General features: G+C 54.4%; 5 protein-coding genes. 3 read left to right on the forward strand and 2 right to left on the reverse strand.

The features are described 5' to 3' along the window. Positions 1 to 302 precede the first annotated feature (302 nt). Positions 303 to 1,157 (forward strand): hypothetical protein, encoded by an 855-nt coding sequence (locus ACXJ5O_RS18930; RefSeq protein ID WP_457301244.1) that lies wholly within the window; start codon positions 303 to 305, stop codon positions 1,155 to 1,157. A 16-nt stretch (positions 1,158 to 1,173) separates the two neighbouring features. Here ACXJ5O_RS18930 and ACXJ5O_RS18935 read toward each other — a convergent pair whose 3' ends face one another. After that, on the reverse strand, positions 1,174 to 2,448 hold the full coding sequence (locus tag ACXJ5O_RS18935; protein WP_457301245.1) for a DUF6538 domain-containing protein: 1,275 nt from the start codon (positions 2,446 to 2,448) through the stop codon (positions 1,174 to 1,176). Positions 2,449 to 2,590: 142 nt separating this feature from the next. Next, positions 2,591 to 3,235: a calcium-binding protein gene (locus ACXJ5O_RS18940; RefSeq protein ID WP_457301246.1), complete on the reverse strand. Its 645-nt coding sequence runs from the start codon at positions 3,233 to 3,235 to the stop codon at positions 2,591 to 2,593. A gap of 408 nt (positions 3,236 to 3,643) precedes the next feature. On the opposite strand from ACXJ5O_RS18940, the gene ACXJ5O_RS18945 reads away from it, so the two are divergent. Beyond that, complete coding sequence (locus tag ACXJ5O_RS18945; protein ID WP_457301247.1) at positions 3,644 to 4,003, forward strand: hypothetical protein; 360 nt, start codon at positions 3,644 to 3,646, stop codon at positions 4,001 to 4,003. A 26-nt stretch (positions 4,004 to 4,029) separates the two neighbouring features. Next, positions 4,030 to 4,912 (forward strand): outer membrane protein assembly factor BamB family protein (locus ACXJ5O_RS18950; RefSeq protein ID WP_457301248.1); only part of this gene is annotated, 883 nt, incomplete at its 3' end.

Consider the following 4,912-nt stretch of genomic DNA (forward strand, 5'->3'; position numbering starts at 1 on the left):
GCCCTCGGTGCTGCGATCACGGCAGCGTTGCTGGAAGTGTTCGACGGGCTAGCACCAAGCGACGGCTAAGGATACCTCAGGTGGCCATTAGGTTTCGAGGGTGGCACGGGGGGAACCACCGCGCATTCGTTCTATATGATGGGACCTAAGATTTTTCTGACCCAAACTAGGTCGCGTTCGTAAAGCCATCCGATATTACATAAAGTGTACTAATATTATCTGTGTCGAATTTCCCGGTTATCTTGTATCGAAATCCAGAATGATCCACGCTCTTCTGGAATTGAATAAGAATAGGCAATGGAATGGCTGAAAGTGGTTTCCTCCTGTGGACCGCATTACCTTGGGGTGCACTAGCAACTGTCCTAGCAGCAACCGTGGGTGCTTTGGTTGTAGTATGGCAGAATGCCAAGCAAGCTCGTCGTGCAACGGACCAGATGAGGCACACCGAAGCGATCAAACTCAAGATGAAGGTCTATGAGGAGATTGTCGGACTTTGTCGCGATGCTGGGAGGGCAGAGATTGAGTACAGTGGTTTCGTTGCTGGGTTTTCGACYGACCTCAAGCTCTACAGGGATATGACCGCCGTAGGTCTCAAGTGGACTATTCCCAAAGCCAGACCAAGAGCGCTGTTTGACAAGCAAGAACAGTTCAATCGCGCGGTAATCGACATGGTCAGCGTTACCGAGAGATGGGGCGTGATGCACCCAGGACTAGAGATGTATCGCCTAGCCTTCAACGTCGCCATGCATGAAGCTAATGCCGCCTTCGATCCCTACAGAAGCCTCGCAAGTCGATGGATGCCTATGGATAACCCAGATGCCACGGGAGCTCCTTCGACCTTTCCTTGGTCATTACCCAACGACCAGATCATCAGCCAGATCGATGTTGCCGCCAACGCATTGACTGAGGGGATAGGCGAGTTCGGCAACTACATTTACGACTTCCAGATCGATATGCAAAACCTATTGCTCGGGGACCTTTTCTCTCATCGCATCCCCCCAAGAGAGCCACTCAACCCCAAGTATGTCGTTGCCAGACTGGACGACCACGTCGCACTGAAGAAGTACTTTGAGACAGAGACGGAGTGGGGAAAGCACAAGACCGAGGTTGAGGAGCGGGTCAGGAAGGCGAACGAACAGTCACGTCAGCCAGCTTGATCAATGCTGAATAGTCTCAAACTACTACTGGTATTTTCACGCTCTCCACCACCTCTTGCATTTGCTTGGTACTCGCGTTGGAGTAAACAGAGAACGCCAAGCCTTTCGCACCGTGCTGCTCATGCCCTACGACCTGACCAATGGTGGCCTCATTCATTCCTGCATGTCTCGCCAAGGTAACGAACGTCTTTCTCAGGCTGTGGAAATTGGTCAATGCCCTGCGCTTGCCCTCGCCGATCTCATTGATACCGTGTCGTCTACGATAGGTAGCAAAGCGCTTGCTGACACTCGCTTTAATCAATCCTTCGAACTCAGGCCAGAACGGTCCGGACTTAGTGCGAGCCTCAACCAGCTTAGCCAACCCTGAGTGGACCGGGATTACTCGAACGCCAGCCTTGGACTTCGCCTTGGCCAAATCGAAGCACTCAATGCCGTCGATGGTCACCACGGCCTCTTTGGTCAGTGAAAGTATCTCACCAAGCCGCATTCCAGATAGTGCCGCCACCAATGACAAGTCCGCCAATTCGCCTGTCTCGCTGGTAAGCTTCTTCACCTCTACCACCGTCAAGGCACGTTCGACCTGCATAGCCACTTTGTCGCCACCCTTGGCCCTCTGAGGTTGCAGCTGGTCAGTCCACACGTTCCCTTGGTCTGTCGCGACATGACTTCGGCGCATCAAGTACGCCCAATACCCTTTGAGGCAGGAAACATGCTTAGCAGCCGTAGTCGGATGCATAGGCGCGAGCACCTCGGCGACATACCGCCCTGCTACCTTCCGGTTGATCCCTGCAAGTTTCAAGTCCTGAGCCTTGGCCCACCTCTGGAACCTTGCGGTCAACCCCTTCCACTCTGCGGTGGTCTTCGGAGAAAGCCTCGCCTCACGTAGCCAATCCGAAACATACTTGTCGGTATCCTCTTGGCCTGTCCAAGCTGCCTCAAAGGCTTTCTGTTCTTGTGGGCGTAGCCTGTCTGCGAGTTCCTTGGCTGACATAGCGAGCATGTCTTTTTCTGAGAACTCGCCCTCCTCGCTGTGGTCAGCGGCAGTCATCCAAGCTTTTCTTAACGATGCACCAAGGTCACCTAAAGTATCCTGCTGAAATGTCCCAGCCCTGATAGCACTGAACACATCCTTCACCTGTCGCTCGATCTGGTCGCGCCGCTGCTTGGCTGTTGGTATGTCTCCGGTATCTGTGGTCTCAACCCAATTACGCTTGCCTAGCTGGGCCTGACAGTCAGAGGGTATGTCGATCTTCACCCACCAGATATTTCCCTTCCGCACAAGATACTTCATTGCCCTATTCATTGCATTCCTACCAACAATTCCTACCAAGGATAGGAGCCGTTTACCGTGCAATTTCAATAAGATCAAGGTCTTGAGGAGACTGGTAAACTAATCCCTCCTTCGCTACCATTGACCTCCCCACGGAAGATAGTTAATCGGCCGTATCGGCACCGAGCCCGCCGGTCATCGTATCGCCACCTGCGCCGCCGACAAATGTGTCATATCCATCACCGCCATTGAGGGTGTCATTGCCGCCAAGGCCGACGAGGACAGAGCCGCCCACTCGGTTGCCGGTGATAGTGTCGTCGTAGGCCGAGCCGACGACATTCTCGAAATTGTTTTGGACAAGATCGCCATTGGCATGCCCGCCGCTCACGGTGATATTGCCCAGCGCATTCAGCTGCGCCATGTTGACGGTCACCGCCGCATTGGAGTGCTCATAGCTCAGCGTGTCGGTCCCGCCGCGAATACCGTAGCCACCGCTCAGACTATCGGCACCCGCACCGCCTTCGATGAAGTCGTTGCCGTCGCCGCCATCGATAATATCGGCGCCGGTTCCGCCGAAAATCTGGTCACTGCCGCCGCCGCCGCGAACGGTGCTCAAAAGCGTGAGGCCGCCTGTGATGTGGATGCGGTCGTCTTTCTCCCCGCCATCTACGAGAAGCCCGGAGAGAAGATTATTGTACGTCAGGTCGTCATTCCCAGTTGTGCCCGGCATATTCGTCGTCGGCCGCAGCCAGCCGCCGTTCGTCACAAAGAGCAAATCGAAAATAGATTGAGGTAAGGTCGAAGGCATGATCATGCACTCCCCTAATGGGCTGCACGAGCCGGTATCTCCCCCGAGGCCTGCTGCTCTGCAGCCAACAAATGAAGTCTACACCTTTTTATTGAGAACACAATAAACTATACTACAAACTACTTAATCAAAACGGATTAGATGGGTGCAAAAATCGCGGCACCCGCTTCTCCATGGCGTTTCAGTGGGCAGCCTTCGTTGCTCTGGATTGATCCTTGCCTCGTAGCCTCTCAACCGAACCGGCGAATTGCATCCCTGTTTAAGCTAAGATGTTGGGCGGCGTATGCGACATTGTTTGGGTATGTTGGGCAATTACTGAAATTAGACTGATCAAAAGAGCTATCTGTCTGTAAAAATCCAGCTAGACTTTGCCACTCGCYTGCTTCAATACTATCGCAGCGAGGGACCATGGCCAAAATTTCTGGAATCTTTAATGATGCTGGAACCGCACTCATGGTGCTGGCATCGCTTGGCGGCCTCGTCGTTTCGATCGTCAACTACTTCAATCCCGATAGCGGTATCGCCGGTGAGCCTGGAACGCTTCTGGTGATTGCGTCGACCATTCTGCTGGCCCTGTTCGGTATGGCGCTTGCCAAGTTGAACGCTGGCTTCCTCCGGTCGTTCTTCATCGTCTCTTCTATCCTCAATATCACCGGCACATCCTTCGCCGGATATCTCCTGCATAGTCAAACACTTGTGATCCTTATGCTCGTCAGCCTTCTTGGCTGGATTCTTCACGTGTTCAGACAGCGTCGCGCGTTTGCCTGAACCAAGCTTTTGCAATGGTGACCGACGTGGTGTGGACAAAGTATTTATTGTCGGCGTTGTCTGTTGTGGCGTTGACGGCAACTTGCGGCGAACTCCGGGCCCAGAGCGTCGAATGGAGCACCTACAACGGTGACCTTGCGGCACAAAAATTCTCGCCCCTGAAGCAGATAACACCCCAGAATGTGGGGAATCTCACGGTTGCCTGGCGCACCCATACTGGCGACGTTTCATCCGGTGGACCGCCTCCGGCCGGGATGCACAATCGCCCGCCAGCCTCTGGTCCGCAGGCCGATCTTCCGCCAACAGTGTGGTCGGCGACGCCGCTTTTCGTTAATGACACAGTCTATCTTGGCACGCCCTTTTACCGGATTTTTGCACTTGAACCCGATACGGGAAAGGTGAAGTGGAGCTATGATACCAATGCTGTTCTTGAAGCGCTGACGCAGCCTGACCTCAAGAACCGCGGTGTTGCTTACTGGCAGGCAGATGCCCCTGACGCTTCGCAGGCGTGCCAGAAACGCATCTATATTGGCACGATGGACGCGAAGCTGCATTCCGTTGATGCAGACACGGGCAAGCCCTGCGCCGATTTCGGCAAGGGCGGTGTCGTGGATATTAACCAGTGGAATGTTGAAAACGCCAAATGGCCACTGTCCATTCTCCAGCCTCCGACCGTTTACAAGGATTTCCTCTTTGTCGGCTGGGCCGGCAAGGACTGGGCGGACGCTGTCGATCCACCCGGCACTGTTTTTGCGCTTGATGCACGGACGGGCGCCCTGCGCTGGACGTTCCACGCTCTGGATGCCGCAGACGCTGCGAAGAGCGGCACCGCAAACGTCTGGGCAAGTATGGCTGTCGATCGTGACCGCAACCTTTTGTTTTTGCCGGTCAGTTCGCCCAGTCCAAACT

Source organism: Phyllobacterium sp. P5_D12, from assembly GCF_054049495.1.